At 68.8% G+C, this 25,769-nt stretch carries 28 protein-coding genes and 1 pseudogene; 11 read left to right on the forward strand and 18 right to left on the reverse strand.

All coding sequences use genetic code 11. The annotated features are described in order from the left end of the window. Positions 1-39: 39 nt before the first annotated feature. From FNH24_RS08960 to FNH24_RS08985, 6 genes are all read right to left on the reverse strand, one after another. Positions 40-1,761 carry an ATP-binding cassette domain-containing protein gene (locus FNH24_RS08960; protein WP_152361836.1) on the reverse strand — a complete coding sequence of 574 codons (1,722 nt, stop codon included), beginning with the start codon at positions 1,759-1,761 and terminating at the stop codon, positions 40-42. Between the two features lie 224 nt (positions 1,762-1,985). Further along, positions 1,986-2,828, reverse strand: a complete 843-nt coding sequence (locus FNH24_RS08965; protein ID WP_152361837.1) for a carbohydrate ABC transporter permease — start codon at positions 2,826-2,828, stop codon at positions 1,986-1,988. 52 nt (positions 2,829-2,880) lie between these two features. After that, positions 2,881-3,771 (reverse strand): carbohydrate ABC transporter permease, encoded by an 891-nt coding sequence (locus tag FNH24_RS08970; RefSeq protein ID WP_152361838.1) that lies wholly within the window; start codon positions 3,769-3,771, stop codon positions 2,881-2,883. 6 nt (positions 3,772-3,777) lie between these two features. Then, the gene (locus FNH24_RS08975) at positions 3,778-5,100 is read right to left on the reverse strand and encodes an ABC transporter substrate-binding protein (RefSeq protein ID WP_152361839.1); all 1,323 of its coding nucleotides are present in this window, start codon (positions 5,098-5,100) and stop codon (positions 3,778-3,780) included. A gap of 152 nt (positions 5,101-5,252) precedes the next feature. Next, positions 5,253-5,996, reverse strand: a complete 744-nt coding sequence (locus FNH24_RS08980; RefSeq protein ID WP_217428116.1) for a MerR family DNA-binding transcriptional regulator — start codon at positions 5,994-5,996, stop codon at positions 5,253-5,255. Between the two features lie 34 nt (positions 5,997-6,030). Further along, positions 6,031-6,726, reverse strand: coding sequence for a winged helix-turn-helix transcriptional regulator (locus FNH24_RS08985; RefSeq protein WP_152361841.1), 696 nt, complete (start codon positions 6,724-6,726; stop codon positions 6,031-6,033). Positions 6,727-6,778: 52 nt separating this feature from the next. On the opposite strand from FNH24_RS08985, the gene FNH24_RS08990 reads away from it, so the two are divergent. The 4 genes from FNH24_RS08990 (at position 6,779) to FNH24_RS09005 (ending at position 9,623) form a co-directional block, all read left to right on the forward strand. Beyond that, a complete protein-coding gene (locus tag FNH24_RS08990; protein WP_152361842.1) occupies positions 6,779-7,423 on the forward strand; it encodes a maleylpyruvate isomerase family mycothiol-dependent enzyme in 645 nt (214 codons plus the stop codon). 24 nt (positions 7,424-7,447) lie between these two features. Then, the gene (locus tag FNH24_RS08995; protein WP_152361843.1) at positions 7,448-8,068 is read left to right on the forward strand and encodes a TetR/AcrR family transcriptional regulator; all 621 of its coding nucleotides are present in this window, start codon (positions 7,448-7,450) and stop codon (positions 8,066-8,068) included. A 74-nt stretch (positions 8,069-8,142) separates the two neighbouring features. Next, positions 8,143-8,856, forward strand: coding sequence for a VC0807 family protein (locus FNH24_RS09000; RefSeq protein WP_152361844.1), 714 nt, complete (start codon positions 8,143-8,145; stop codon positions 8,854-8,856). Beyond that, complete coding sequence (locus FNH24_RS09005; protein WP_152361845.1) at positions 8,853-9,623, forward strand: SDR family oxidoreductase; 771 nt, start codon at positions 8,853-8,855, stop codon at positions 9,621-9,623. The genes FNH24_RS09000 and FNH24_RS09005 overlap by 4 nt, the downstream gene beginning before the upstream one ends. Positions 9,624-9,630: 7 nt before the next feature. Here the strand turns inward: FNH24_RS09005 and FNH24_RS09010 are convergent, their stop codons facing one another. Further along, a complete protein-coding gene (locus FNH24_RS09010) occupies positions 9,631-10,449 on the reverse strand; it encodes a phytanoyl-CoA dioxygenase family protein (protein WP_152361846.1) in 819 nt (272 codons plus the stop codon). A 106-nt stretch (positions 10,450-10,555) separates the two neighbouring features. Here FNH24_RS09010 and FNH24_RS09015 point away from each other — a divergent pair, with 106 nt between their 5' ends. Then, on the forward strand, positions 10,556-11,392 hold the full coding sequence (locus FNH24_RS09015) for a helix-turn-helix domain-containing protein (RefSeq protein ID WP_152361847.1): 837 nt from the start codon (positions 10,556-10,558) through the stop codon (positions 11,390-11,392). Here FNH24_RS09015 and FNH24_RS09020 read toward each other — a convergent pair whose 3' ends face one another. Beyond that, a complete protein-coding gene (locus tag FNH24_RS09020; protein WP_152361848.1) occupies positions 11,393-13,477 on the reverse strand; it encodes an outer membrane protein assembly factor BamB family protein in 2,085 nt (694 codons plus the stop codon). Between the two features lie 242 nt (positions 13,478-13,719). Here FNH24_RS09020 and FNH24_RS09025 point away from each other — a divergent pair, with 242 nt between their 5' ends. After that, entirely contained in the window at positions 13,720-14,133 is a 414-nt protein-coding gene (locus FNH24_RS09025) for an NfeD family protein (RefSeq protein WP_246186824.1), read from the forward strand. A gap of 29 nt (positions 14,134-14,162) precedes the next feature. Beyond that, on the forward strand, positions 14,163-15,236 hold the full coding sequence (locus FNH24_RS09030; protein WP_152361850.1) for an SPFH domain-containing protein: 1,074 nt from the start codon (positions 14,163-14,165) through the stop codon (positions 15,234-15,236). Positions 15,237-15,267: 31 nt separating this feature from the next. On the opposite strand, the gene rplQ is transcribed toward FNH24_RS09030, so the two are convergent. The 7 genes from rplQ to infA form a co-directional block, all read right to left on the reverse strand. Next, positions 15,268-15,984, reverse strand: coding sequence for a 50S ribosomal protein L17, sunset domain variant (gene rplQ / locus FNH24_RS32570; RefSeq protein ID WP_152361851.1), 717 nt, complete (start codon positions 15,982-15,984; stop codon positions 15,268-15,270). A 32-nt stretch (positions 15,985-16,016) separates the two neighbouring features. Beyond that, entirely contained in the window at positions 16,017-17,042 is a 1,026-nt protein-coding gene (locus FNH24_RS09040; RefSeq protein ID WP_152361852.1) for a DNA-directed RNA polymerase subunit alpha, read from the reverse strand. A 96-nt stretch (positions 17,043-17,138) separates the two neighbouring features. Continuing rightward, positions 17,139-17,744 carry a 30S ribosomal protein S4 gene (rpsD, locus tag FNH24_RS09045; RefSeq protein WP_152361853.1) on the reverse strand — a complete coding sequence of 202 codons (606 nt, stop codon included), beginning with the start codon at positions 17,742-17,744 and terminating at the stop codon, positions 17,139-17,141. A gap of 22 nt (positions 17,745-17,766) precedes the next feature. Then, on the reverse strand, positions 17,767-18,168 hold the full coding sequence (rpsK, locus tag FNH24_RS09050) for a 30S ribosomal protein S11 (RefSeq protein WP_152361854.1): 402 nt from the start codon (positions 18,166-18,168) through the stop codon (positions 17,767-17,769). Between the two features lie 44 nt (positions 18,169-18,212). Continuing rightward, complete coding sequence (gene rpsM, locus FNH24_RS09055; protein WP_152361855.1) at positions 18,213-18,587, reverse strand: 30S ribosomal protein S13; 375 nt, start codon at positions 18,585-18,587, stop codon at positions 18,213-18,215. Between the two features lie 216 nt (positions 18,588-18,803). Next, positions 18,804-18,917 carry a 50S ribosomal protein L36 gene (gene rpmJ / locus FNH24_RS09060; RefSeq protein ID WP_020575560.1) on the reverse strand — a complete coding sequence of 38 codons (114 nt, stop codon included), beginning with the start codon at positions 18,915-18,917 and terminating at the stop codon, positions 18,804-18,806. 109 nt (positions 18,918-19,026) lie between these two features. Continuing rightward, positions 19,027-19,248, reverse strand: coding sequence for a translation initiation factor IF-1 (gene infA, locus FNH24_RS09065; RefSeq protein ID WP_152361856.1), 222 nt, complete (start codon positions 19,246-19,248; stop codon positions 19,027-19,029). A gap of 190 nt (positions 19,249-19,438) precedes the next feature. Here infA and FNH24_RS09070 point away from each other — a divergent pair, with 190 nt between their 5' ends. Continuing rightward, the gene (locus tag FNH24_RS09070) at positions 19,439-20,533 is read left to right on the forward strand and encodes a carboxylate-amine ligase (RefSeq protein ID WP_152361857.1); all 1,095 of its coding nucleotides are present in this window, start codon (positions 19,439-19,441) and stop codon (positions 20,531-20,533) included. 138 nt (positions 20,534-20,671) lie between these two features. On the opposite strand, the gene FNH24_RS09075 is transcribed toward FNH24_RS09070, so the two are convergent. Next, positions 20,672-21,868, reverse strand: coding sequence for an RNA polymerase sigma factor (locus FNH24_RS09075; RefSeq protein WP_217428117.1), 1,197 nt, complete (start codon positions 21,866-21,868; stop codon positions 20,672-20,674). A 73-nt stretch (positions 21,869-21,941) separates the two neighbouring features. Next, positions 21,942-22,289, reverse strand: a complete 348-nt coding sequence (locus tag FNH24_RS09080; RefSeq protein ID WP_152361859.1) for a YciI family protein — start codon at positions 22,287-22,289, stop codon at positions 21,942-21,944. Positions 22,290-22,542: 253 nt separating this feature from the next. Between FNH24_RS09080 and FNH24_RS09085 the strand changes: the two genes are divergently transcribed. Then, complete coding sequence (locus FNH24_RS09085; RefSeq protein ID WP_152361860.1) at positions 22,543-22,908, forward strand: hypothetical protein; 366 nt, start codon at positions 22,543-22,545, stop codon at positions 22,906-22,908. A 96-nt stretch (positions 22,909-23,004) separates the two neighbouring features. Then, positions 23,005-24,375 carry a sulfatase-like hydrolase/transferase gene (locus FNH24_RS09090; protein ID WP_152361861.1) on the forward strand — a complete coding sequence of 457 codons (1,371 nt, stop codon included), beginning with the start codon at positions 23,005-23,007 and terminating at the stop codon, positions 24,373-24,375. Positions 24,376-24,903: 528 nt separating this feature from the next. Here the strand turns inward: FNH24_RS09090 and FNH24_RS32625 are convergent. Further along, positions 24,904-25,380: pseudogene (locus FNH24_RS32625) on the reverse strand (alpha/beta fold hydrolase); the annotation flags it as partial. Between FNH24_RS32625 and FNH24_RS09100 the strand changes: the two are divergent. Then, positions 25,379-25,753, forward strand: coding sequence for a VOC family protein (locus tag FNH24_RS09100; RefSeq protein ID WP_152361862.1), 375 nt, complete (start codon positions 25,379-25,381; stop codon positions 25,751-25,753). The pseudogene FNH24_RS32625 and the gene FNH24_RS09100 overlap by 2 nt on opposite strands. Positions 25,754-25,769 lie beyond the last annotated feature (16 nt).

Below are 25,769 nucleotides of genomic sequence, written 5' to 3' on the forward strand. Positions count from 1 at the left end.
CGCTATAGCGTGCCCTAATTCTGACAAGTCGGGGTTGGGTCAGCCTTTGAAGAGGCGGGAGAAGGGGCCGGTCCCGGTGATCAGGTCGGGGTACGTGCCCGATTCGACGATGCGGCCGTCGTCGAAGACATAGATCCGGTCCATGCCGCGGAGGGTCGTCGCCCGGTGCGAGACGACGATGGTGATCCGCTCCTGCTTGGTCCGGCGCAGCTCGTCGAAGATCATCCGCTCGGCCTCGGCGTCGACCGCCGACGTCGGTTCGTCGAGGATCCAGATCCCAGCGGCCCGCAGGTGGATCCGGGCCAGCGCCAGGCGCTGCCACTGTCCTCCGGAGAGGCCGGGGCCGCTCCACTGCTGGCCGAGTTGAGTGTCCAGGCCGTCCGGCAGCCGGTCGACCAGAGTGTCGGCGTGGGCATCGGTCAGGGCGGCCCGCAGTTCATGATCATCGGCCGGGCGGGGCCGGCCGAGGCCGACGACGTCGCGCACCGTGAACTCGTACCGGCCGAACTCCTGGGTCAACAGCCCGAACCGGCCCAGCCGCTCGGTGATCGACAGTCCGGCCAGATCGACGCCGTCGATCGCCACCCGGCCCGACCGCAGCCCGACGGTGCCGAGCAGCGCGTTGACGCAGGTCGTCTTTCCGGCACCGTTGATCCCGACCAGGGCGATCATTTCGCCGCGCCGGGCGGTCAGCGACACGTCGTGCAGCACCGCCGGACCGTCGCCGTAGCCGACCGTGATCGCCTCGCAGGACAGCGTCTCCGCCGACCGGTCGATCGACTGGATCGGCACCAACGGCACCGACTCGACGAGGCGGCGGTAGGTGATCGCCTTCGGCGCGGCCGAGACGATGATGCCGATCGCGAAGCCGGCGTAGCGGATCCCGGCCAGTCCGGCCACCGTGCCCAACACGGCTGCCGCGGCACCGGCGGTGTTGGCCCCGCCGACCACCAGCGCCGCCAAAGCACCGGCCAGCAGCAGCGCGGTGGCCAGGCCGGACAGCAGATCCATCCGCTGTCCGACGGCGATCATGGAATCGAGCACGCGGAGGGCGGCGCGGCGCTCGCCGGCAGCGAGCTCGGCCACCCGGCCGGCCGTGCCGAGCGTCGCCAGTTCGGTGCCGGTGCGTTCCCGGATCACCTGCTCGGTCGCGTAGCCGGCCCGGTGCTGGTGCCGGGCCAGGATCGGCCAACCGCGCGTCTCGGCCCGGGCGATCACCGTGTGGCCGAACACGGTCGGCAGCAGGGCCGCGCCGACCAGGATCGCCGTCACCGGGTTGATCAAGAACAGCGAGCCGCACAGGGCGAGAGCCGAGATCAACATGCTCACCACCTCGATCACCTTGCTGGACAGCTTGTCGATCTCCTCGCAGGCCGCCCGGCTGGCCTCGATCTCGGTGCCGACCGACGCGTCGGACAACGCGCCGGGTGGCAGCCGGGACACCGCGGTCAGTAGGTCGGCCTGCAGGCGGAAGCGCAGCCGCAGCCACATCCGCTGGGCCAGCGTCATCGCGACCTGGGACAGCGGATAGCTCAGCCCGACCACCGCGGTGACGCCCAGCAACGGTCCGGCCAGATCACCGGGTGTCCCGCCGTCGAGTCGGGTGATCAAGGCCTGGACCATGATCACTTGGAGCGCCGGCAGCAGCGCTTGGACCAATGTGAGCAGGCCGTAGCCGGCCAGCCAACCGGGAGTTCGGCGGGCCGACAGCCGGAGGCTCCAGCAAGCGGCGGGAAGGGCGGACAGCAGGGACGACGGCATCGAAGGCACCAAGTTTCTTGATCGATTCGGGTGGGATCGAAGCCCGGGCACGCTCGCGCCCCCTGAGCGCTGCGTATCTACCGGGCTCCCACCAAATGCGATGCCGTCTCGTCGCCGAGACCCAGAGGCAGATGGCCGAAGGTTGAATCTCACCCTACCAACCCCGAGTTGTCAGACTCTGGGCACGCTATAGCGTGCCTAGAGTCTGACAAGTCGGGGTTGGGTCAGCCTTTGAGGCCGGTTTCGGCTACGCCTTGGACGAGGTAGCGCTGGAGGAAGACGAAGACCAGGACGAGGGGGGCGATGGCTACGGCGGCGGCGAGGAAGAGCTCGTGCAGGTTGATCGTCTGGGCGGTCATCAGGGTGGAGAGGGCGACCTGGACGGTCCACATGTCCGAGCTCTGACCGATCACCAGCGGCCAGAGGAAGGAGTTCCAGCTGTTGATGAAGGTGATCACCGCGATCGCGGAGAAGAAGGCCAGCGAGTTGGGCACCACGATCTGCCAGTAGGCCCGGAACCAGCCGAGACCGTCGACCCGGGCGGCCTCCTCCAGCTCCTTCGGGAAGTTGAGGAAGTACTGCCGGAACAGGAAGGTGGTCAGCCCGCTGAACAGGGTCGGCACGATGATGCCCTGCAGGGTGTCCACCCAGCGCAGTTGGGAGACGATGATGAAGCTCGGGATGAACGTCACCGCGGCCGGGATCATCAGCGTGACCAGGGTGGCGTAGAAGATCTTGTTCGCGTGCCGGTACGGGATCCGGGCCAGGCCGTAGCCGGCCAGCGACGACAGCAGCAACTGGCCCAGCGTCTGCAGCACGGCGACGATCGCCGAGTTCTTCAGGCCGCCCAGGATGTTGACCGACCGGTCGGTGAACAGCTCGGTGAAGTTGGCCCACTGCAGCTCGGTCGGGAAGAACGTCCAGTTCGGCGAGGTGATCTCCACCTCGGTCGACAAACCGTTGCGCAGCACGAGATAGAACGGGATCAGGAACAGCACGGCCGCGATGATCAGCACCAGGTAGCGGACGATGGCGCCGGCGATCCGGGCTCCGCGGGCGCTATTCATCGGGGTCCCCGCGGAAACGTGGAGCGCAGCGGAGCGTTTTCGTGGGGTGATTTCATTCCGCCGCCTTGCCGAAGCCGAAGATCTTGCCCTGCAGCAGCGTGACGATCATGATCAGCAACGCCAGGATGACGGCCCCGGCGCTGCCGTAGCCGAAGTTCTGGTCGTAGATCGCCGTGTAGTAGAGGTAGACCAGCGGCGGCCGGGCGAAGGAGGAGTTGCCGAGCAGGTTGACGAACTCGTCGAACGCCTGGAAGGCGGCGATGAACAGCAGCAGGGTCACCGCGACGGTGGTGGCGCGCAGCTGCGGCAGCGTGATGTGCCACAGGGTCTGCCAGCCGGGTCTGGCGCCGTCCACCTGGGCCGCCTCGTAGAGCTCGGGCGGGATCCGCTGCAACCCGGCGATGAACAAGATCATGTAGAAGCCGATCTGCAGCCAGAGCCGGGCGGTCACGATCACCACCCAGTACAGCGGCGGATCCGGGGTGCCGAGCCAGGCGACGTTCTCGATCCCGAACCAGCCCAGCACGGTGTTGGCCAGGCCGAACCGGACGCCGTTGAAGATCGACAGCTTCCAGACCATCGAGGCGACGACGTAGGAGCAGGCGGTGGGCAGGAAGAAGACCGACCGGAAGAAGGCGCGGGCGAACCGGATCCGCTGCAGCAGCAGGGCGAACGCCAGCGCACAGATCAACGTGATCGGCACGATGAAGACCGCGAAGATCATGAAATCGACCAGGCTGGTCAGGAACGGACCGGGCCGGAGCAGGTCGACATAGTTCTGCAGCCCGACCCAGGCTCGCGGCGTGACCGTGTTCTGGGCGCGGTTGAAGCTGAGCACCACCGACCAGGCGATCGGGATGTAGACGAAGATCAACAAACCCAGGGCGAACGGCCCGACGAACAGCCAGAACGCGCCCGTGACACCGCGGATCCGGGTGGCCATGGCGGCTCAGCCCAGCAGTTGATCAAGCTGCTGCTGCACCGTCTTGACCGCCGCGTTCAGCGACGTCGAAGGATCCTGGCCCTTCCGCACGATCGCCGTCGCCGCGTCACCGAGCGCGTTGTTCATCGCCGGGCTCCAGGTGGTGCCGCCGGCGATGGCGTAGTCGTTGTAGAACTTCACCGCCTCCGCAGCCGGCCCGGACTGCAGCTTGGCCGCCTTCGCCGCCAGGCTCTTCCGCGGCGGGATGTGGAAGCCGTAGGAGAGGTTGAAGTCCTCCTGGAACGCCGTGTTGTCCAGCCAGAGCCACTTGATGTAGGCCTTCGCCGCGTCGACGTTGCCCGATTTGGCACTCACCATCGCCGACCAGCCGCCCTGCGGCGTCGAGGGCTTGCCGATCGTCGCGCTGAACGGCGGGAACGGCACGATCCCGAAGTCGTCGTCGAGGGCCTGCTGGATCGCCGGCATCGCCCACAGGCCGGTCCACTGCATGGCGCACAGGCCCTGGGTGAACGACGACGGATCCCAGTAGTCGGTCGGGGCGCCGAGCAGGATCGACTTGTCGTCGACCAGCTGCTTGAGCTTGCCGAGCGCCGCGACCACGTTGTCCCCGGTGAAGTTGATCTTGTTGTCCGGGGTCAGGTAGTTCTGGCCGACCGACCAGAGCACCGGCCCGAGCATCGAGCCGCCGCCGTAGGCCGGCGTGACCCCGGCGTCGTTGCCGATGAACAGGCCCTTCTGATCGGGGGTGGTGAGCTCTTTGGCCGCGCTGACCAGCTCGTCCAGGGTGGTCGGCGGATTGACGCCCGCCTTCTCCAGCACGCTCTTGCGGTAGTAGAGCAGCACCGTGTCGTCGACGATCCGCGCCCCGTACAACTTGCCGTCGACGGTGATCGACTTCAGGTCGGCGTCGGTGTAGTCGGACCTGATCGGCTCCAGGATGTCGTCCAGCGGCACGATCTGGTTGGCTCGGACCATGGCCAGGTTGGCGCTGCCCTCGAAGACGTCCGGCCCGTCGCCGGACAGCAGGCCACTGTTGACCTTCGACGTGTAGTCGCCCGGGGTCCACTGCACCTTGATCGTCGCGTCGGGATAGTCCTTGGCGTAGCGCTCGACGGCCTGCTGGGTCCCGGATTCGCCGTACTGGTGATACCAGACCTTGAGATTGGGCTTGGCGCCACCGCCGCCCGGCTCCGCGCCACCGCCGTCCAGACCCGTACTCCCGCCGCCACAGCCGGCCAGCAGTCCGGGAGCGCCGACCGCGGCGGCACCGAGACCGAGCCCGGCGAGCAGCCGCCGACGGGTCAGTGAACTGGGCGGTAGCGGGACCATGGCGACTCCTTCGTTGCACTGATCCCCGAGCAGCTCCGACTGTACAACCGGCAACCGGCTCACCACAGGCCATGACCTAAATCCGACAAGATCAGATGAATCCCGGCAAGATCACCTGTGAACCTGACAAGATCAGCTCGCGGCCGGCAAGATCAACGAGCGCTCTCCCACAGCACGATCCGGTTGCCCACCGGGTCCTCGATCCGCGAACTCCGCGGCCGGTTCACGCCGTCGGACGGCGGGTACTGTTCGACCGCCCCCGCGGCCAGGGCACGCCGATGGGTCTCCTCCAGCCCGACGACGCCGAGCCCGAACGCGGTCCGGTGCCCGAAGTGCGGTTCGTCCGCGGTACGGACCCGGAAGTTCAGGAAGCCGATCGCGTCGCCCTCGCCGAGGACGACCTGGCGACCGCCGCCGCCCCAGTCCTCGAGCGGGGTGCCCAGCACCTCACCCCAGAAGGCGGCCGCGACCTCGAGGTCGGCCTGGGAATCCACGCCCAGGTTCACGGTGGCGAGTCGGAAATCAGCAGCGGTCGTCATCGGCGTCTCATCTCTCTCGGTGTCGGTCAGTCGGTCCAGCACGGCCTCGACCCGGCCCGCTCGTTCGCGCAGCTCGGCCCGGCGCCGGTCCAGCACCACCCGCGCCTCGGCGGCGGTGCCGTTCAGGATCGTGCCGATGTCCTCGGTCGACAGCTCCGCCTCCCGGAGCAGTCGGACCCGCCGGCCGGGCCCGACCTGCGCGTAGCCGTACCGCCGATAGCCGGTCCGTGGATCGGTCGAGGCCGGCGGCAGCAAGCCGATCTCGTCGTAGTGGCGCAGGGTCGGGATCGACAGCCCGGTCAGCATCGAGAAGCTCCCGATGGTCACGAGTTCTTCGGGTACGAGTTCTTCGGTCACATCCGACATCGTGCTGTCTCCGGTGACCCGAGAGTCAAGCCCCGCTTGCCGGGTGCGGCTCGAACCGGGTGGCCGCGACGAGCGACCGGACGGCATCCGCGTCGCCGCTGACGCTGACGCCGGGCGCTTCCGCGGGATCGACCGCGGCGAAGATGCACGCCTTCCAGGCTCCCGTCGACGCCTCGACGGCGGCCGCCGGCCCCTGTGGCGGCAGGCCTCTCGCCATAACGGTGCCGGACTCGGTGATCGTGCCGACATACTGCACCGGCGGTGCACTCTCGATCCGCGAATCGGTCAGCCGCAGCCCGACCACCAGGTCCGGGCCCCCGACCGGACCAGGCCGGGCATGGGCCCGCATCGCCAGCACCAGGGTGTCCGGACTCATCCCCGCTTCGACCGGCAGCCCCGGCGAACTCACCGCCCACAACGACAGCGCGGCATTCACCGCCTCGAGCTCGCGGCCCCAGTCGGTCAGGTCGTAGACGGCCACCCGGGCCGGCTCGGGCAACTCGCGCCGGGTCAGCACGCCGGACGTCTCGAGCTCGTGCAACCGCTGGGTCAACGCGGTCGGGCCGATGCCGATCACGTCGCGCTGCAGGTCACCGAACCGCTTCGGCCCGAGCAGCAGTTCGCGGATGATGATCAACGCCCAGCGCTCGCCGATCAGGTCCAGGGCGTGCGCCGCGGCACAGCCGTCGTCATAGGACCCGTACGACCTCCGTGTTGCCATGTCCCAACCTTACTACTTGACAAGTAGTGCTCGCTACCGTTTCAGTAGTGTCATGACCAAGCTGAAGACTGCCGAGGTGTGGGCGATCGTCCACGCCGAACGGCGCGCGCTCGTCCGGGACCTCGCCGACCTCACGGCCGAGCAGTGGGAGACGCGGTCGCTCTGCCCGGACTGGACCGTGCACGACGTGGTCGCGCACCTGGTCGACTCGGCCAAGGTCGGCCGGCTCGACTTCATCCGGCGGATGATCACCAGCCGCTTCGACTTCGACCGGGACAACGCGAACGGGGTGGCCCGGGAGCGACGGGACCGCCCGGAGGACACCCTGGCCGCACTGGCGGCGACGGTCGAGCTGACCCGGACTCCGCCGGCCGATCCCGCCACCCGGCTGGTCGAGGCGTTCGGCCACGGCGAGGACATCCGCCGTCCGCTGGGCCTCACCGGCAGCTATCCGGCAACCGGGATCGGCGCGGCGCTGAACTATCTGGCCAGGACCGGCGTGGCCGTGGGCGGCGGTAAGGAGCGAGTCAGCGGGTTGCGGATCCAGGCGACCGATCTGGACTGGTCGACCGGCTCCGGGCCGGACCTGCGCGGCCGGGGCATCGACCTGCTGCTGGCCCTGTCCGGCCGCCCGGCCGGCGCCGCCGAGCTGTCCGGCGCCGGGCTGGAGACCCTGACGGCGAGCTTCAGCGCCTGATCGCCGCCGGTACTGTCAGTGGTCATGACCGCCACTCCTCGCCGACCGCCGGGCCGGCGGCAGCGGCTCGGCGAAGATGAGCGACGGAAGCAGATCATGGCCGCGGCCATCCAGGAGATCGCCGACAGCGGGTACGAGAGCGCAACGCTGACCCGGATCGCGGCCCGCGCCGACGTGGCCAAGGGCCTGGTCTGGCGCTACTTCAGCGGCAAGGACGAGCTGATGGAAGCCACGGCCCGGGCGACGATGGAGATGATGCGGGAGCAGATCGTCGACGTCCTCGATCTCGGTCAGCCGGTGCCCGACATCATCCGGTCGGCCCTACGGCAGGCCGCGCTCCAGGTCCTGACCCATCGCAACGAGTTGCTCGCCCTGAACCGGATCGTGCACAACCTGCACAACGACGAGCGCAGCATCGCCGGCTTCTACGAGGAGACCTACCTCCAGCAGGAGCAACTGTTCCGACGCGGCCAGGCCGAGGGCAGCCTGCGCGACTTCGACCCCAGGGTCATGGCGGTCACCTACCAGGGCTCGATCGACGTGATGATCGCCTACCTCGAGGACCATCCCGAGGTCGATCCCGCCCACTACGCGGCCGGGCTCGCCGAGATCCTGCTCGGCGGGATGCAAGCCGGGAGCCGCTGACCCAACCCCTGATCGGCCCGGGCTGCCGGGCCTTCGACTTGCCTATTGACTACCTGGTCATTAATAATGACTGCATGGTCAATAACGTTCCGTCGGACGAGGCGGTGAGTCCGGCCTCGCCGGCGACGGAGCCGGGGTCGACCGGCGGTGCCCGCAACCCGCAGCGCGAGATCGCGCTCAGCCTGGTCGTCAACGCGGTGCTGCCGATCGCGACGTTCTACGGGTTGCGCGCGGCCGGGGTGGATCAGTGGCTGGCGCTGATGCTGGGCCTGATCGCACCGGCCGCGATGGCCGTGCATTCGGTGCTGACCAAGCGGCGGGTCGACGTGCTCGCCGGCCTCGTCATGGCCGCCCTGGTGCTCAGCGTCGGGTTGTCGCTGCTGACCGGCAGCCCGCGGACCCTGTTGGCGCGCGACGGCGTGGTCACCGCGGCCATCGGCGGCTGGATGATCTTCACCCTGACCCGTACGCCCTACTATCTGTCCGCGCTGCGGCTGTTCACCGGCGGCACGCTGCGGGACAAGATCAACTCGGCCTGGAGCGATCGGCCGGACTTTCGAAGGGTCGTGTACAGGTGCACGGTGATCTGGGGTTCCGCGTTGCTGCTGGACGCCGCGAGCACGGTGATCTTCGCCTACACGCTGCCGATCGACCTGGTCCCGCTGATCGGTGCGGTCAAGCTCGTCGTCTTGATCATTCTCGCCGAGGTGAGCAGCCAGGTGTGGTTCCGGCTCAAGGGCGTGCCGCTGCTGTCACTTGATCAGGCCGACGGCCAGGAGCGATCATGAGCGAGCGCACCTACGTCGTCACCGGCTCGGCCTCGGGCATCGGGGCCAGCACCGCGTCGATCCTTCGAGATCTTGGTGCCACGATCATCGGCTGCGACCTGAACGACGCCGACATCATCGCCGACCTGTCCACCCCGGCCGGCCGCGAGTCGCTCGTCGCCGAGGTGACGAAAGGTGGGCCGATCGATGCCGTGCTGGCGGTCGCGGGGGGCGGACGGACCGGGCTGCTCGAGACCAACTACTTCGGCACCGTGGCCACCCTCGAGGGCCTGCGGCCGCTGCTGGCGCGAAGCCGGGCCCCGCGGGCCGTCGCCGTCTCCTCGACCTCGTCGCTGGCTCCCGCGGACAGCCGGGTGCTGCAGGCCTGCGCCGCCGGTGACGAAGCCGTCGCGACCGCTCTGGTCGCCGCCGATCCCACCCTGCGCGAGGCCGCCTACGGCATCGCCAAGCGAGCCCTCAACGGTTGGGTACGACGAGCGGCGCCGACTCCGGACTGGGCCGGCGCCGGCATCCCGCTGAACGCGGTCGCCCCCGGGGTGGTGGACACTCCCGCCGCCGCCTGGATCCTCAACGACGATGCGGTCCGGGCTGCCGTCGAGGCGGCCGCACCGCAACCCCTCGGCGGCTTCCCCGGCCGGCCCGAGTGGGTCGGGCAGCTGATCGGCTGGCTGGCCGGACCGGAGAACCGATTCGTCACCGGCCAGGTGATCTTCGCCGATGGCGGCGCCGAAGCGGCCCTGCTCGGTGACCGTCAGTGGCAGGGCTGACGACGGGTCAGGGTGCCGGGTAGAGCACCGGGTTGAGCTCGGTGTCGAAGCGATCGCCGGGGCTGCGGCCGGGGCCGCAGGTCAACAGGTCGGCCCGCTGCGCGTCGTTGGTCGGCTCGCCGATGATCATGTCGGCGTCCATGTAGATGATCGTCATCACCCGGCGCGGCACGGTCGACGTGTTCGGGCTGGCCCGGTGGAAGGTCCAGCCGAGGTGATAGCTGACGTCGCCGAGGGCGAACGGGCTGTCGTCGATCTCGTAGCCCTGGCGCAGCATGTAGTCGGCGACCTTGGCCTCGGACTCGTCACTGATCGGCAGGTCGCGGCCCATCCCGAACCGGTGGCTGCCCACCGCGAAGGTCAGCGGGCCGAGCTCGGCCGGCGTGTCCTGCAACGGAATCCAGACAGTGATCGCCCGGTCGGTGGACAGCGGCCAGTAGTACTGGTCGGCGTGCCACGGGGTGATCCCGCCGCTCGGCTCCTTGTACAGCGCCTGATCATGGTAGAGCCGCACCGACCGGACGCCGAGCAGGTCGGCCGCCAGCCGGGCCAGGTCCGGTGAGCGGACGAAGCGCTCGACCATCGGGCTCTGCTTCCACAGGTGACCGACCTGCAGGAAGGCCTTGCTGTACGTGTCCCGCTCTTCCATCGGCAGGTGCTGGGTGTTCAGTTCGATCACCTTCTCGGTGATCTCGTCGGCGAACGGCGCCAGCTCGACCGGGTCCAGCACGCCGCGCAGCTTGGCGAAGCCCTGCCGTTCGAAGGCCAGTCGCTCGGCGTCGGTCAGCTGATAGTTGCTGGTGACGGTGTCGATCGTCGTGGTCATGTCGATCAGCATCGCCGCACCGGGCGCCGCAGACCAGTAGCCGGTTTGCCCGGTTCTGATACCCCGTTGCCCGCCGGGCCCGCAACCGATTGCGTACGATCTCGGGATGCGCCAGCCGCTGTACGAGCGGACCGTGCCGGAGCCCGGCCAGTCCTGGCGGTGGTTCGAGGCCACCGGCCTGTACACCTACCTCTGGCACAACCACGCCGAGCTCGAGCTGATCTTGATCACCACCGGCACCGGTTCGATCTTCGTCGGCGACCGGGTGCTGCCCTACGCGCCCGGCGACCTGTTCCTGCTCGGCCCGCAACTGCCGCACGCCTACGTCTCGGCGACCTCGAGCCACGCGCTGGTCTGCCAGTTTCCGGAGACCCTGATCGGGCCGGAGCTGCGGCACCGGCCCGAGTTCACCACGCTGCGCCGGCTGCTCGGCGAGGCAGGCACCGGGCTGCACTTCGCCGGGTGCACCGAGCAGGGTTGGTCGGGCCTGAGCGCGCCGAGTCCGGGGCGGCGAACGGTCAATCTGCTCGGGCTGCTGGTTGAGCTTGCCGATCGGACCGACGGCCGGCGGGTGGCCAGCTCCCGCTACCTGCCGGACCGGTCGACAAGATCACGAGACCGGCTGGAGCGGGTCGTCGGTCATCTTGCCGATCACCTGACCGAGCCGATCACGCTGACCGAGATCGCCGCGGTCGCCGCGTTGACGCCGACCGCGACCAGCCGGTTCTTCCGCCGGCAGACCGGGATGACGATCACCGCCTATCTCAACCGGGCCCGGATCGCCAACGCCTGCCACGCCCTGGCCGAGTCGGACGCGCCCATCGCCACGGTGGCCCGGCTGAGCGGCTTCGCCAACCTGGCTCATTTCAACCGCGAGTTCCGCCGCGGCCTCGGCCAGACCCCGAGCAGCTTCCGCCGGATCGCCCGGCCCTCCTCGGGATGATCAATACCACTTCACCTCGAGCAGCAATCCGTTCTGGACATAGAACTTACTGGCCCCGGGTGACGTGTCGGCGAAGCTGCAGCGGTAGTTGGGACCAAGATCATTCAGCGTGTCCGGGTCGATCCGCCGGGTGGTCCCGCTGGTGGTGTAGATCGCGCCGTCGCCGGGATCGAACGACATGTTGACGGCCCGCGGCTGGAAGCCCGAGATGGTCGGCCACGGGTAGTCGAAGTATTTCTTCGACCGGAGCAGGCTGCCGTCCGCCGGGTCGATCTCGAAGACGGTCCCGTACGACTGACCGAACAGCCGGCCCTGGCCGTCGAAGGTCAGCCCGGCCACGCCGTCCTCGTCGGCCAGCGGGGTCGACGTCCACTTCACCGCCCCCGTGGCCGCGTCCAGGGCGAACACCTGGCCGCGGTGCTTCGAGCCGTCGGCCGGGTTGCAGCAGCCGAGCGACCCGCCGTAGAGGATCCCGTCCCGATAGGTCAGCGCCGAGATCTGGTTGGCACCGGAGACGAGCCCGGAATTCCAGGTCCGCCGCTCCCCCGTCGCCGGGTCGTAGAGGGTGACCGCGCCGTTGAGCTGGGTGTTCTTGGGCGACGTGCCGATCGCGACGTACTTGCCGGCGCTGACCACCGTCCACGGCCGCTCCTGGCCCTCCTTCTTCAGATCGAACAACTTCTTCGGGTTGGTGCCATCGGCGAACGGCTGGGCCGGATCGTATTCCCAGAGCTCGGCGTTGGCGTAGATGCCGAGGTAGAGCTTGCCGTTGTGGCTGCCCATGCCCTCGATCTGATGCGGGAACTTGTACTCGGTCCATTTCGTCGTCGCCGGGTCGTACGCGACGAAGCCGCCCTGGAAGTAGCCGCCGCCGTAGATCCGGCCGTCGGGCCCCTTGGCCAGCGAGCGCGGCGCGGTCGGCGTGCCGACCAGCCCGTCGATCTGGGCCAGGACGCCCGTCTTGGTCACCGTGTCGTAGCGCCAGAGGTCGCCACCGGCGCCGCCACCGACGATCGTCTCGTGGCCGGTGGTCGGATCGGCGAACCGGCCGAGCCCCTTGCCCGCGCCGAGCCCGCCCTTGTCCGCCTGCTCATCGCCGCCGCGGTAGCCCGTGCCGGTCAGCGTGCCGGTCCGCGGATCGAACCGCTTCAGCTCGGTCGAGTCGATCAGGTAGACCCGGCCGCGGGAGTCGGCGGCGGTGATCGTCTGGCCGGCGTAACCCGGGATCTCGTACGCCCACTTCAGGGTCCGCAGGTTGAGCACCCAGCCGGTCGACGGGCTGGTGCCGCCGGCGAACATCACGTAGAGATAGCCGGCCTCGTCCTCCAGCTGGTACGCGTACTTGTCGGTCGGCATGCCCTTCGGCAGCGGGATCTCGACCCGCTTCCCGGTCGCCGGATCGACCTGCCACAGCCCGGCGCTCTGGCCCAGGCCGGCGTAGATCTTGCCCTCGGCGTATTCGACCGAGCGGACGTAACCGTACCTGCCGCCGAAGTCGCCGTAGTCCCGGAAGCTGCGGGTCTCGGCGTTCCAGGCGAGCAGCCGGCCGCCGGGCAGTGGCGGCGGGGCGAAGCCCTCGGTGGTGCCGAGGTAGAAGTTGCCGTCGTCGTCGACGTCGCCCTCCCAGGTGAAGCTGGCGTACTGCGTCGGCCGGCCGAGGTCCTCGAGCTCGGCCGCTCCCCAGGGCAGCCGGTAGACGTGCCCGTAGCCGTACGAGGAGGCGAAGACGTTGCCGTGCCGGTCCACCGAGACACCCCAGGCGCCCTGAGCCCCCTTGTCCGCCGGCACCTCGGTCGAGTCCGGATCGGGCACGAAGAGCGGCAGCATCCGCAGCACCTTCGCGGAGAACGTGTCGATCTCCGCCAGGTAGCCGGGCGACCCGCTGAACACTCGGTAGGTCCGCACCGATCCGTCCGGCATCCGCGCCGTCTCCCCGCTCGGCGAACTGGTCGAATAGAGCGGGATCTGCCCGCGGTTCCACCACTGCGGCCTGCTCGGCGGCACCTCCGCCGCGGCGATCGGCGGGCGGGCCAGACCGGCCACGACCATGATCAACACCAGTGCTCCGACGACCCAGCGACTCATCGCGCCCCGCCCCCTTGAGACCGACAGATTTCGGACGCTCGATCGAGCGGTTACCGACCTGTCGTTATTCAGGGAATGTAGAGGCCGCGGACCGATCCCGTCAAGGACTTGAAGGCGCCCGGTTGCCCGGGTCAGCTGAGGCGACCGACGCCGAACCTGGAGCGGGTCGCGGGACGCCGAGATACCATGATTTCAACCCGTCGCAGACGGAGGACACAATGGCGTGGGTTATCTGGTTGGTCGTGGCCGCCGTTCTGGGCGTCGCCGAATTCTTCACTCTGACACTGGCATTCGGCCTGTTGGCGGCAGCGGCGTTGATCGCCGCAGTCACCGCCGGCCTCGGCGCCCCGGTGCTGGTCCAGATCCTGGTCTTCGCCGCCGCCACCGCGGCCGGGCTCCTGGTGGTGCGCCCCATCGCCATGCGGCAGCGGTCGGGCACCCCCTTGGTGCGCGACGGCAGTGATGCGCTGATCGGCAAGACCGCGGTGGTCCTGCAGCAGGTCAGCATGGCGCGGGGCCTGATCAAGCTCGGCGGCGAGGAATGGTCGGCCCGGTCCTACGACGAGCACCAGGTGATCGAAGCCGGGACGCTCGTCGACGTGCTGGAGATCGACGGCGCCACGGCCGTGGTCTATCCGCGCGAATTGCTGCCCTGACCCCGTCACCGAGGACGGAAGGAGGAGAGATGGAGACCCTGTTCTTGATCATCATCGTGGTGCTGCTCGTCGGTTTCGTGGCGGTGGGTGCGGTACGGATCGTGCCGCAGGCCCGGCGCTACAACGTCGAACGCTTCGGCCGCTATCGGGCGACGCTGCAACCGGGATTGAACTTCATCATCCCGTTGGCCGACCGGGTCAACAACAAGCTGGACGTACGCGAGCAGGTGTTCTCCTCGCGCCCGCAACCGGTGATCACCCAGGACAACCTGGTGGTGAACATCGACACGGTGCTGTACTACCAGATCACCGACCCGCGGGCCGCGGCGTACGAGGTCGCCGACTATCTGCAGGCGATCGACCAGCTCACCGTGACCACCCTGCGCAACGTGATCGGCAGCATGGACCTGGAGCGGACGCTGACCTCGCGCGAGGAGATCAACACCCAGTTGCGGATCGTGCTCGACGACGCCACCGGCAAGTGGGGCATCCGGGTGAACCGGGTGGAGATCAAGGCGATCGACCCGCCGGCCACGATCAAGGAGGCGATGGAGAAGCAGATGCGGGCCGAGCGCGACAAGCGGGCCGCCATCCTGCACGCCGAAGGCGAGCGGCAGGCCAAGATCCTGACCGCGGAGGGGACCCGGCAGCAGGAGATCCTCGTCGCGCAAGGTGATCAACAGGCAGCGATCCTGCGCGCGGACGGCGAGGCCAAGGCGATCGAGCGCGTCTTCCAGGCCGTGCACCGCAACGACGCCGACCCGAAGGTGCTCGCGTACAAGTATCTGCAGATGCTGCCCCAGTTGGCCGACGGCGACAACAACACCTTCTGGGTCATTCCCGGAGAGTTGACCCAGGCGATCCAGGCCGTGACGGAGGGCTTCCGTGATCACCCTGCGGTGCCCACACCGACCGCTCGGCCGACCGACGACGGCCCGTCACCCGATGCCGACGAGGACGACCGGACCCGCGCCTTGACCACGGGCGATGCGCAGGACACGACCCTGGCCGCGGTCGAGGCCGTCTCGGCACTGACCGAGGCCAAGTCACAGGTCGCGGCGGTGGAGCGCGGTCCGGGAACGGGAAACGGCGCCCATCCGTGAGGATGAGCGCCGGTTCCGGTGATCGTTGAGGTCAGCCGGCCTTGGTGAAGCCTGCGGCCTCGGCTGCTTCCTCGCTGTCGAACCAGACCTCGGCCTCGGTCTGGTCGTACCACTGCGACGCGGTCGTGTGGTACTTCATCGAGTCCTCGTTGCCCTTGATGTCGAAGCCCGCTGGCGGCTCGGTGCCCCGGTAGGTGCCATCGGCGGTCTCGGACTTCTCGGCGGCGAGCTCGGCGTTGGTCGGCTCGGCGGTGTCCTCGGCCACGGCCTCGGACGCGTCGGCGGCCAGCTCCTCGTTCGACGGCTCGGCGGCCTTCTTGGCCGTCTTCTTCGCCGCGGCCTTCTTGGCCGGCGCGGTGCCCCGGCCGTTGGCCTGCTTGGACTCCTCGACGGTCTCGGTCACCAGCTCGATCACGGCCATCGGGGCGTTGTCGCCCTTGCGCGGCCCGACCTTGGTGATCCGGGTGTAGCCGCCCTCACGCTCGGTGAAGGTCGGCGCGATGTCGGCGAACAGGGTGTGCACGACACCCTTGTCCCGGATCGTCGACAGCACCTGCCGACGGGAGTGAAGATCACCGCGCTTGGCCTTGGTGATCAACTTCTCGGCCAGCGGCTGGACCCGCTTCGCCTTGGCCTGGGTGGTCACGATCCGGCCGTGCTCGAAGAGCTGGCTGGCCAGATTGGACAGGATCAGGCGCTCGTGGGCCGGGCTGCCGCCGAGCCGGTTGCCCTTGGTGGGGGTAGGCATCTCAGTAGATTCTTCCTGTTAGCGACGTCGACTCAGTACTGCTCGGTCTCGCTGAAGTCGACCTCGTCCTCGGTCTCTTCGTCGTCATAGTTCCGGCCCACCGTCAGCGGGTCGAAGCCGGGCGAGCTGTCCTTCAGGGACAAGCCCATCTCGTGCAGCTTCAGCTTGACCTCGTCGATCGACTTGGAGCCGAAGTTGCGGATGTCCAGCAGATCCTGCTCGCTGCGCGACACCAACTCGCTCACCGTGTGGATGCCCTCGCGCTTCAGGCAGTTGTACGACCGCACGGTCAGGTTGAGGTCCTCGACCGGCAGGGCCAGATCGGCGGCCAGCTGCTCGTCGATCGGCGACGGGCCGATCTCGATGCCTTCGGCCTCGAGGTTGAGCTCGCGGGCCAGGCCGAACAGCTCGACCAGGGTGCGGCCGGCCGAAGCCACCGCATCCCGCGGCCGGATCGCCGTCTTGGTCTCGACGTCGATGATCAGCCGGTCGAAGTCGGTCCGCTGCTCGACTCGGGTGGCCTCGACCTTGTAGGTGACCTTGAGCACCGGCGAGTAGATCGAGTCGACCGGGATCCGGCCGATCTCGGCGTCGGCGGTCTTGTTCTGCACCGCGGAGACGTAGCCGCGGCCACGCTCGACGACGAGCTCCATCTCCAGCCGGCCGTTGTCGGCCAGGGTGGCGATGTGCAGGTCGGGGTTGTGCACCTCGACGCCGGCCGGCGGGGCGATGTCGGCCGCGGTGACCGCGCCCGGGCCCGCCTTGCGCAGATACATGGTGACCGGCTCGTCCTCCTCGGAGGAAACGACCAGGCCCTTGAGGTTGAGGATGATCTCGGTGACGTCCTCGACGACGCCCTCGAGCGTGTCGAACTCGTGCTGGTTACCGTCGATCTTGATGCTGGTGACGGCCGCCCCCGGGATGGAGGACAGCAGCGTGCGCCGCAGCGAGTTGCCGAGCGTGTAGCCGAAGCCCGGCTCCAGCGGCTCGATGGCGAAGCGGGAACGGTAGTCGGAGACGGTCTCCTCCGACAGCGTCGGGCGCTGTGCGATCAACATGATGAATCTTCTTTCCCCGTACCGACCGCTATTTGACGGTACGGAAACCGCCGGCGCATCCAACGCCGGCGGGTCCTGCTTTCACTCCAAGATCAATTACTTGGAGTAGAGCTCGACGATCAGCTGTTCCTGAACGTCGATCACGATCTGTTCGCGCGTCGGCAGCTGGTGGATGAGCACGCGCATCTTGTTCGGCAGCGCGTCCATCCAGCCGGGCACGTCCCGCTCGCCGTGGGTCTCGCGGGCGACCACCAGCGGCAGCACCTCGCGCGACTTCTCCTTGAGGTCGATCACGTCGTGCGGGCTGACCCGGAACGACGGGATGTTGACCTTCTGGCCGTTGACCAGGAAGTGGCCGTGCACGACCAGCTGCCGGGCCTGCCGCCGGGTCCGGGCGAAGCCGGCCCGATACACGACGTTGTCCAGCCGCGACTCGAGGATCTGCAACAGCAGGTCACCGGTCTTGCCGGACTGCTTGTTGGCCTCTTCGTAGTAGCGGGCGAACTGCTTCTCCAGCACGCCGTAGGCGAAGCGGGCCTTCTGCTTCTCCCGCAACTGCAGCGCGTACTCGGTGTCCTTCGTCCGGCCGCGGCCGTGCACGCCGGGCGGGTAGGGGCGGCGCTCGAACGCCTTGTCGCCACCGACCAGGTCAACACCCAGTCGACGGGACTTCTTGGTCATGGGACCGGTATAGCGAGCCATGTTTCAGTCGTCCTTTCTGGGATCAGACCCGGCGCCGCTTGGGCGGGCGGCAGCCGTTGTGCGGAACGGGGGTCACGTCGGCGATCGCGCCGACCTCGAGGCCGACGGCGCCGAGCGAACGGATGGCGGTCTCCCGGCCCGAGCCCGGGCCCTTGACGAAGACGTCGACCCGCTTCATGCCGTGCTCCATCGCGCGCCGGCCCACGGCCTCGGCGGCCATCTGCGCGGCGTACGGGGTGGACTTGCGGGAGCCCTTGAAGCCGACGGTGCCGGCCGAGCCCCAGGCGATCACGGCGCCGGTCGGGTCGGTGATCGAAATGACGGTGTTGTTGAACGTGCTCTTGATGTGGGCGTGGCCCGCGACCACGTTCTTCTTCTCCTTGCGCCGGACCTTCTTGGCGGCGCCGCGTGCTGCATTAGCCATCAGTGCTGTATCTCCTGGAGGTTTCTACCAAGTACGCGGCGGCGTTACTTGGACTTCTTCTTTCCGGCAACGGGCTTCCGGGCGCCCTTACGGCCCCGGGCGTTGGTACGGGTGCGCTGACCACGTACCGGCAGGCCGCTGCGGTGACGACGGCCCTGGTAGGAGCCGATCTCCACCTTGCGCCGGATGTCCGCCGAAACCTCTCGGCGAAGATCACCCTCGGTCTGGTAGTTCGCTTCGATCCAGTCCCGCAGAGCGACGAGTTGCTCGTCGCCCAGTTGATGAACCCGGAGATCGCCACTGATCTTCGTGGCCTCCAGGGTTTCGGCGGCGCGCGTCTTGCCGACGCCGAAGATGTAGGTCAGTGCGACCTCGAGCCGCTTCTCACGCGGCAGGTCCACACCAATCAGGCGTGCCATCAGGCGGTCTACCTCTCGGTTCCGGCCCGGATCCCGTTTCCTGCGGGTGTCATCCGGACCGCGAAGGTGTCTGGCGTGACGCGTCCCTGTCGATCCAGAACTGACAGGGCCTCGGCCTTCGTCCGAGGGTGGGCTCCGGGTGCTTGCCCGGAGTTGCGGTCACGCTTTTTCAGTTGATTCGGGGACTTGCGAGTTCCCGATCGGGCCTGGTGTCGATCAGCCCTGGCGCTGCTTGTGTCGGGGGTTCTCGCAGATCACCATCACACGACCGTGCCGGCGAATCACCTTGCACTTGTCGCAGATCTTCTTGACGCTCGGCTGAACCTTCATCGAGCTGCTTTCTCGATCAACCCATGGCACGCCACAGGTCTGGTGGATGGTTTGCGGTTGCCCTCGCCGGAGCGAGGAGCGAGATCCGGGACTGGTCCCGGAACGGTGACTACTTGTGCCGGTAGACGATGCGGCCCCGGTTCAGGTCGTACGCGGAGAGCTCGACGACAACGCGGTCGGTGGGAAGAATGCGGATGTAGTTCTGCCGCATCTTGCCGCTGATCGTGGCCAGCACCTTGTGTCCGTTGGACAACTCGACACGAAACATCGCGTTCGGCAGGGCCTCGACCACGGTGCCCTCCAACTCGAGGGCGCCTTCCTTCTTCGCCATAAACTCTCTAACGATCGCCTGACAGGAAACATCGAGCCACCGACAAAGGTGGCCGACCCGAAACTTTACGCCAGATCGCCCGTCGACCCAAATCACGGCCGATCGGGCCGATCGGCGGTCGGGGCGGGCATCCTGCGCTGATGTGTCCAGTCTGCTCCGGCCGCTCAAATCGGCTGCCACACTGGGCCCGATGCGAACCATGGGGGTAGAGGAAGAACTGCTGCTGGTGGATCCCGAGTCCGGAAGTCCGGCAGCCGTCGCGGGCAGTGTGCTGGCCGACGCCGCGGCCCGGGCCGGTGGCCATCCGGCCGGCGAGATCGAGGCCGAACTGCAGCAGCAACAGATCGAGGTCGAGACCACACCCACGACCTCGCTGACCGAGATCGGCACCCAGGTCCGCGACTGGCGCCATCGGGCCGACGAGCTGGGCCGGGCCTCGAACGTCCGGGTGGTCGCACTGGCCACGTCACCGCTGCCGGTCGATCCGCGGACCACGGTCAAGCCGCGGTACCGGGCGATGGTGGAGCGGTTCGGACTGACCACGATGGAGCAGCTGACCTGCGGCTGCCATGTCCATGTCGGGGTGGAGTCCGACGACGAGGGGGTCGCGGTGATCGACCGGCTGCAGCCGTGGTTGCCGTGCCTGCTGGCCCTCTCGGCCAATTCGCCGTTCTGGCACGGCCGCGACAGCGGGTACGTCAGCTTCCGGTCCCAGGTCTGGGCTCGGTTCCCGACGTCGGGTCCGACCCGGCCGTTCGGCTCCCCCGCGGCGTACCGGGCCCACGTCGACGAACTGCTCGCCAGCGGTGTCCCGTTGGACGGCGACATGATGTATTTCAACGCCCGGCTGTCCCGGCACTACCCGACGGTGGAGATCAGGGTGGCCGACGTGTGTGCCCGGACGGCCGACACGGTGATGATCGCCGGCCTGGCCCGGGCCCTGGTCGACACCACCGCCGCGGCCTGGGCGGCCGGTGAGCCGGCGCCCGGCACCGACCCTGACCGGCTCCGGCTGGCGCAGTGGCAGGCCGGCCGGTCCGGCCCCCGCGGCGACCTGGTCGATCCGGTCGGTGGCCGTCCGCGGCCGGGCCCGGAGGTGATCGGCGCGCTGCTGGACTACGTCGACGACGCCCTCACCGCCAACGGCGACCGGGACACCGTGCACGCCGAGGTGGAGCGGGTCCTGGCCCACGGCACCGGTGCGGATCATCAGCGTGAGTTGCTGGAACGCACCGGCGACCTCTCCGCGGTCGTCCGCGGCTCCGCCGAGCTCACCCTCGCCTGATCCGGCCCGGACCGGTGTAGCCGCCGACCCTGGCCCGTTCGGCGCACGGAACTCGACCGGGGTCGACTTCCGCACACCCAACGACCCCTCCGCCGCACGTAACTCGACCGGGGTCGACTTCCGCACCAAGCAGGCCTGCTACCGGGATCGGAGAGCGGCGAGGCGGGATTCGAGCAGGGCGCGTTCGGGGTCGGTCGGGCCGAGCCCCAGGGCCTGCCGGTACGCGAGCTCGGCCTCACCGGTCCGGCCCAGGCGGCGGAGCAGGTCGGCGCGGGCGGCGGGGAGATAGCGGTAAGAGGCGAGTTCGGGGTCGGCGGTGAGGGCGTCGATCAATTCCAGCGCCACCGCGGGGCCGGCGGTGTGGGAGATCGCGACGGCCCGGTTGAGGGCGACGATCGGGCTCGGCCAGCGGCGGTAGAGCCGGTCGTAGCCGGCGACCACCGCGGGCCAGTCGGTCGCGTCGGCGATGCGGGCCGAGGCGTGGACGCCGGCTATCGCGGCCTGCAGGACGTGGCGGCCGGGGTCGGCCGGGCGATGATCACCGGCGATCCGGTCCAGTAGCGCCAGCCCCTCGGTGATCTTGTCCCGATCCCAGCGTTCGCGGTCCTGGTCGGGCAGCAGCACCAGTCGGCCGGCTTCGTCGATCCGCGCGTCCCGGCGGGCATCGGTGAGCAGCATCAGGGCCAGCAGGCCGGCGGCCTCGGTCTCGGCCGGCAGCAGCCCGGCCAGCACTCGGCCGAGGTCGAGCGCGGAGGCGATCAACTCCGGCCGGGTCGCCGCGGCACCGCCGGTCGGCGAGTAGCCCTCGTTGAAGATCAAATAGATCACCGCCAGCACGCCGTCCAGGCGCTCCCCCAGCTTCGGATCCGGCGGCACCTGGTACGGGATCGAGGCGGCCGCGATCTTCTTCTTGGCCCGGGTCAGCCGGGCCGCCATCGTCGGCTCCGGCACCAGGAACGCGTTCGCGATCTCGGCCGTGGTCAGGCCGCCGACCATCCGCAGCGTCAGCGCCACCCGGGCCGGCAGGGCCAGCGCCGGATGGCAACAGACGAAGATCAACCGCAGTCGGTCGTCGTAACCGAGCAGGCCGTCCGCTTCGCCGATCTCGACGGACTCCGGCTCGGCCGCGAGCAGCGGCAGTTTCCGGCGCAGGGTCTGATCGCGCCGGATCGCATCGATCAGTTTGCGCCGGGCGGTCGCCACCAGCCAGTTGATCGGCTGCTCCGGCACCCCGTCGTTCGGCCAGGTCTCCAGGGCGCGTACGTACGCATCGGCGCAGGCCTGCTCGGCCAGGCCGAGATCGCCCGCGGCCGACCGGGCGGTCGCTGCGAGCACAGTCGACCAACCCGTCCGGTGCGCCTCGGCGGCGGCCGCGGCGACCTCGGACGGGTCGGCGGATCCTCGGCGCTCAGCCAGTCGGCATCACCGGCCGGACCTCGACGTTGGGTTCCGGAATCAGCCGGGCCAGGCTGAGGGCATGATCGAGATCGCGAGCCTCGATCAGGTAATAGCCACCGAGCTCCTCCTTGGTCTCGGCGAACGGACCGTCGGTGATCATCGATTCGGCCCCGGCCCGGTTGCGCACCGTGGTCGCCGTCGCCCCCGGTTCGAGCGCCTCGGTGGCCACGATCGTCGCCCCGGACTCGCGGGCCTGCTCCATGAACTTCCCGTGCTCGGCCATCAGGGCCTCGACCCCCGCCTCGTCACTGGGCCCCTCGGCCGGGTCTCCGTACAGCAGGAACATGTAGGCCGGCATCGCCGCCCCTTTCAGTCGTCTTGCGCCAGTGTCACCCCGGGGACGAACGGGTGTCGCCGAAATCGACAACGCGTCGTCCGGGATTTCCGGTCCCCAGCACCGGCATTTTGCGGGATGCCCCGAACCGGTGTCAGTTCCTTTCTAGAATGGAGAGTCCAGTTGAGGTCGCGGGGGTGACTGTGCTGTGTCTGAGGGAAATGGTTCACGAGAGGATGCCGGCTCGGCGGCCGGTCGCTGCCGAGCACTTCGCCGGGTGGCGCTCAGTGGCGAGGCGGGCGAGGTCGCGGCGCGGCGGCTGAAGCTGAGCCGGCTGGAGCGGCTGATCGTCGCGGCCGGTGGGCTGCGGCATGATCCGGCTGATCCACTCGGCGCCGAGGCCAAGGAAGTCACGATCGCTGCCGCACGGGCCGGGGCCGACTCCGCCGCCGTCGCGGTGCGCGAAGTCGTCGCGGTCGCCGACGACGGTTGGGGCGCGGTGCGGGCGATCGCCGGCCGGGAGATCGAACGGCTCACCGCTGACCTCGGAGAATGGTTCACCCTCGCCGACGAAGCCAGCCGACACCTGGGATCCGATCCGACGTCGGGCGGGTCCGATCGGCGCCGAAAGCCGAGCAGGTAGATCCACGCCGCACCGAGCTGCCTGGAGCCGGATGTCGCCACCCATGGTTAGCGACCCGGCTCTACCGCAAGATCGTCGGCCCGCGAGAATGACCGCATGCCGCGACGCCCCAATGTGATCGTTTTCCTCACTGATCAACAGCGCTGGGACACCCTCGGACTGGCCGGGAATCCCGAAGGGCTGACGCCCAACCTGGACCGGATGGCTCGGCGCGGCGCCTACTTCGACGCGGCGATCACGCCGCAGCCGCTGTGCACGCCGGCGCGGTCGTGTCTGCAGACCGGTCGGTTCGCCAGCAGCAACGGGGTCTACCGCAACGGGATCCCGCTGGACACCGACGCCGAGACGCTGGCCAAGATCTTCGGCCGCGCTGGCTATCGCTGCGGCTACATCGGCAAGTGGCATCTGGGTGACACCTCCTCCCGCGGCCCGGTCCGGCCCGAACAGCGCGGCGGCTACCACGACTGGCTGGCCGCGAATGCCTTGGAGCACACCTCGGATGCGTACCGGACCGTGGTCTGGGACGGCGATGATCAAGAGGTGCGGCTGCCCGGCTATCGGGTGGACGCACTGACCGACGCCGCGATCCGCTACGTCGATGATCATGCTCCCGGCGATGGCGACGACGGCCAGCCATTCTTCCTGTTCCTGTCGTTCCTCGAGCCGCACCACCAGAACCACCGGGACGACTATCCCGCGCCGGACGGCTACGACGAGCGCTATCGCGGCCGGTGGATGCCACCGGATCTGGCCGCGCTGCGCGGCACCGCGTACCAACAACTCGGCGGCTACTACGGAATGATCAAGCGACTGGACGAAGCCTACGGCCGACTGGTCGACGCGCTGCGCAGTCTCGGCCAGCTGGACCAGACGGTGATCGCCTTCAGTTCCGATCATGGAAACCACTTCAAGACCAGGAACGGCGAATACAAGCGATCCGTGCACGACGCCTCGGCCCGGGTGCCACTGGTGATCAACGGCCCGGGCGTGCCGCGCGGCCGGTTCGTCGACGAAGTGGTGAGCACCGTCTCGCTGCCGGCGACGCTGCTGGAGCTGGCCGGGATCGCCCCACCGGAAGGGATGCAGCCCAGCCTGGCCGCGGCGATGGACCCGGCGGCACCCCGGCGCTCCGGCGAGGCCTTCATCCAGGTCAGCGAGACCGAGGTCGCGCGCGGATTGCGGACCAGTCGCTGGAAGTACGGCATCGTCGCCCCGGCCGCCGACCCGCTCCGCGATCAGCACAGTGATCATTACGTCGACGGCTACCTGTACGACCTGCAGGCCGATCCGTACGAACTCACCGACCTGACCGGCCTGCCGAGCCACCGCGCCGTCGCCGACCGCCTGCGCACCCGGATCGCGGAGTGGATGACCCTCGCCGGCGAGCCGCCCGCCCGGATCGACCCGGCCCCCGAACGCGCCGGCAACCGCCAACTCACCGTGTCCGCCGAGGAAGTCCTGCTCTAGTGCCCTGCGCCAGGGCACTAGGTTGCTCGATCGTTCGCTGAGTCCCGGTCTGAGCTGGTCAAAAGATGAAGACGCGGCAAAGGGCGGGCGGGTTGAGCTGGGTCGAGTCTCCGCTGCCGACCGCCGGATGGGCGGCGCCGTCGGCACCGGCCGCCAGGACCACTTCGCCCCACCTCCTCGCCCTCCGCCCCACCTACAGCCGGCGCGAAGGCCCAGAAAGTGGAGCGAAGCCGGTCGGCGCGGATCCCGAGCTCCACACCGACCGACGCCCGGCAGGATCAGCTGCACCCCTCCTGCCCCGCCCGTCCTTGGCGCGTCTTTCAAATCACCCTCCGCTACGACGGACCGGCGAGGAAGGCCCGGATCTCCCGGGTCCACACCGTCGATCAAGGCCAGGTAGGCCGGAGCGAGGTCGAGGTTCCAGACGAAGATCGTCGAGTTGCGCAGCGCTCCTGCGGCGTCCTGCTCGATGGCGCGCCGCCGTTGGTACTCCGCCCAGCCGTCGAGGTAGGGCCGGCCGGCGGAGCTGTCGTACGTGCTGGTCGAGGCGAGCACGAGCCGACGGACATCGGCCGGATGCTCTTGCACATAACGGGTCGCGGCCCGGCCTCCGGTCGAGAAGCCGAGCAGGTCGACGATGCCCAGGCGCAGCTTCTTGATCAACCGCCAGGTGTCCTCGATCACGAACTCGGGCTGCAGGGCGTCCGGCGGAAGATCGCGGCTGCTTCGGCCGCAGCCGCGGAAGTCGAAGGTGACGACGTGATGATCGACGGCCAACGGCCGCAAACCTGGCAGCAGATAGCTGTGCCCGACATCGGGACCACCGTGCAGGGCGACCAGCGACGGACGATCGGTCCGGCGCCGGCCCAGCTGTCGGACGAACAGCGTCACGTCGCCGACCTCGACCAGGCCCGACTGCTCCATCCCGACAGTGTCGAGCCCGCCGCCGACAGTTCCGAATTGTCCAAGTCGGCGGCGACCCCGGCCGGGCAGACTCGTGATCATGAAGCAGCCAGTCCGCCCCAAACTGCCCGTCGCCAAGGCCGATGAGGCGATCGCCTGGTACACCGAGGCCTTCGGCGCTCGCCTGCTCGATCGCTACACCCACGGTGATCGGGTGGTGTATGCCTCGATCGAGGTCTTCGGCGGTGCCGTCGGGCTCAAGGACGGGGACGAGTTCGATCCGGCGCCGACCGAGCGGGGAGTGCTCGTCGAGGTGGACACCGATGATCCCGACCGGTTCGAGGCCGCCGCGCTGCGGCTGGGCGGGACCAGTGTGTTTCCCGTTGCCGATCAGGCCTACGGCGCGCGGGGTGGCCGGGTGCGGGATCCGTTCGGCCACGAGTGGCTGCTGCAGACGCCGCTCGAGGACGCCTGACTTGCCCTTCGACAGG

It is taken from the genome of Microlunatus speluncae (genome assembly GCF_009299835.1).
GTDB lineage: Bacteria > Actinomycetota > Actinomycetes > Propionibacteriales > Propionibacteriaceae > Microlunatus > Microlunatus speluncae.

What these genes read in the sequence shown, in the direction of transcription:
- FNH24_RS09040 (WP_152361852.1), bottom strand. Translation starts at nt 17,042, where the DNA reads ATGTTGATCGCACAGCGCCCGACGCTGTCGGAGGAGACCGTCTCCGAC.
- FNH24_RS08985 (WP_152361841.1), bottom strand. Translation starts at nt 6,726, where the DNA reads ATGGCAACACGGAGGTCGTACGGGTCCTATGACGACGGCTGTGCCGCG.
- FNH24_RS09015 (WP_152361847.1), top strand. Translation starts at nt 10,556, where the DNA reads ATGCGCCAGCCGCTGTACGAGCGGACCGTGCCGGAGCCCGGCCAGTCC.
- rpsK (WP_152361854.1), bottom strand. Translation starts at nt 18,168, where the DNA reads ATGGCTAATGCAGCACGCGGCGCCGCCAAGAAGGTCCGGCGCAAGGAG.
- FNH24_RS09010 (WP_152361846.1), bottom strand. Translation starts at nt 10,449, where the DNA reads ATGACCACGACGATCGACACCGTCACCAGCAACTATCAGCTGACCGAC.
- rpmJ (WP_020575560.1), bottom strand. Translation starts at nt 18,917, where the DNA reads ATGAAGGTTCAGCCGAGCGTCAAGAAGATCTGCGACAAGTGCAAGGTG.
- FNH24_RS09005 (WP_152361845.1), top strand. Translation starts at nt 8,853, where the DNA reads ATGAGCGAGCGCACCTACGTCGTCACCGGCTCGGCCTCGGGCATCGGG.
- rpsM (WP_152361855.1), bottom strand. Translation starts at nt 18,587, where the DNA reads ATGGCACGCCTGATTGGTGTGGACCTGCCGCGTGAGAAGCGGCTCGAG.
- FNH24_RS09100 (WP_152361862.1), top strand. Translation starts at nt 25,379, where the DNA reads ATGAAGCAGCCAGTCCGCCCCAAACTGCCCGTCGCCAAGGCCGATGAG.
- FNH24_RS09000 (WP_152361844.1), top strand. Translation starts at nt 8,143, where the DNA reads ATGGTCAATAACGTTCCGTCGGACGAGGCGGTGAGTCCGGCCTCGCCG.
- FNH24_RS08960 (WP_152361836.1), bottom strand. Translation starts at nt 1,761, where the DNA reads ATGCCGTCGTCCCTGCTGTCCGCCCTTCCCGCCGCTTGCTGGAGCCTC.
- FNH24_RS08970 (WP_152361838.1), bottom strand. Translation starts at nt 3,771, where the DNA reads ATGGCCACCCGGATCCGCGGTGTCACGGGCGCGTTCTGGCTGTTCGTC.
- FNH24_RS08995 (WP_152361843.1), top strand. Translation starts at nt 7,448, where the DNA reads ATGACCGCCACTCCTCGCCGACCGCCGGGCCGGCGGCAGCGGCTCGGC.
- FNH24_RS09090 (WP_152361861.1), top strand. Translation starts at nt 23,005, where the DNA reads ATGCCGCGACGCCCCAATGTGATCGTTTTCCTCACTGATCAACAGCGC.
- FNH24_RS08990 (WP_152361842.1), top strand. Translation starts at nt 6,779, where the DNA reads ATGACCAAGCTGAAGACTGCCGAGGTGTGGGCGATCGTCCACGCCGAA.
- rplQ (WP_152361851.1), bottom strand. Translation starts at nt 15,984, where the DNA reads ATGCCTACCCCCACCAAGGGCAACCGGCTCGGCGGCAGCCCGGCCCAC.
- FNH24_RS08965 (WP_152361837.1), bottom strand. Translation starts at nt 2,828, where the DNA reads ATGAATAGCGCCCGCGGAGCCCGGATCGCCGGCGCCATCGTCCGCTAC.
- rpsD (WP_152361853.1), bottom strand. Translation starts at nt 17,744, where the DNA reads ATGGCTCGCTATACCGGTCCCATGACCAAGAAGTCCCGTCGACTGGGT.
- infA (WP_152361856.1), bottom strand. Translation starts at nt 19,248, where the DNA reads ATGGCGAAGAAGGAAGGCGCCCTCGAGTTGGAGGGCACCGTGGTCGAG.
- FNH24_RS08975 (WP_152361839.1), bottom strand. Translation starts at nt 5,100, where the DNA reads ATGGTCCCGCTACCGCCCAGTTCACTGACCCGTCGGCGGCTGCTCGCC.
- FNH24_RS09070 (WP_152361857.1), top strand. Translation starts at nt 19,439, where the DNA reads ATGCGAACCATGGGGGTAGAGGAAGAACTGCTGCTGGTGGATCCCGAG.
- FNH24_RS09030 (WP_152361850.1), top strand. Translation starts at nt 14,163, where the DNA reads ATGGAGACCCTGTTCTTGATCATCATCGTGGTGCTGCTCGTCGGTTTC.
- FNH24_RS09020 (WP_152361848.1), bottom strand. Translation starts at nt 13,477, where the DNA reads ATGAGTCGCTGGGTCGTCGGAGCACTGGTGTTGATCATGGTCGTGGCC.
- FNH24_RS09080 (WP_152361859.1), bottom strand. Translation starts at nt 22,289, where the DNA reads ATGCCGGCCTACATGTTCCTGCTGTACGGAGACCCGGCCGAGGGGCCC.